This is a genomic window from Achromobacter sp. SIMBA_011, assembly GCF_046535435.1.
In the GTDB taxonomy this organism is placed as follows: Bacteria; Pseudomonadota; Gammaproteobacteria; order Burkholderiales; family Burkholderiaceae_B; genus Achromobacter; species Achromobacter dolens.
The window spans coordinates 1-830 of sequence record NZ_JAWRWN010000026.1; the positions used below are offsets into that span (position 1 = coordinate 1).

Sequence of the window (830 nt, forward strand, 5' to 3'; positions counted from 1 at the left end):
GACAAGTGGCACCAGATCGACCTTGCCACACTCAGGGCTACGGCGGGGATGCGGAACGTTGGCCGCCGCGATCTCATAGACCTGTTCACCGAACTGCGCGGCGCGGTCATGAAATACGATACCGACAAGGGGACCGTGATCACTGGCTTGCTGGATACCGCCGTGGTCGAGTTCGAGGACGGCGACGGGCCGGTCATGATCCGCTGGAAATTCTCGGCAGGTTTCTGCGAGGTCATTGGCAAGTCGGACTACTGGGCCATTATCGACCGCCAGACTGCCCTGTCTATGACCAGCCGCTATGCACTGCGCCTGCATGAGATCATCGCGCTGCGCGTCAACCTCGAGCGCAAGGCATCGGAGGTCTTCGCGCTGGACGATCTCCGCGCCCGCCTCGGCGTTCCCGCGGGAAAGCTGGTCAATTGGACCCATCTGTCGCAAAAAGCTCTCCAACCCGCGATTGCCGAGGTGAACCAGCTTTCACGCTTCACCGTCGCCATGCGACCACAGAAGCGCGGCCGCTCCGTGGTGTCGGTCAACCTGTCATGGGAGGCGAAAGACGACTTAGCTGCGACCAAGGACGAGCTTGGCCGGCACAGCGCCGGCAGGACCGCCCGCCGCGCCGGCTCGGTAGAAATGGTCCTAGAACCGCCACAGGGGACCACAGAGAGCCCCAAGAGTGCTGAGAGCGGGAAGCGTGCACATAAACCACGAAAGGCGCCACATGGAGCTCCTAGAGCCATCTCTGAGCCTGCCACGCTCGATGCATTTCCTTCATCCGGAGGAATTAAATTCACGGTCTGGGCCGAAATCGCCCATACCGAGCTTCCCGG

1 protein-coding gene is annotated in these 830 nt (G+C 61.8%); it reads left to right on the top strand.

Annotated elements, in window-relative coordinates; genetic code table 11:
- On the top strand, positions 1–830 hold an 830-nt coding region (locus SB816_RS29695; RefSeq protein WP_410547956.1), incomplete at both ends, for a replication initiation protein.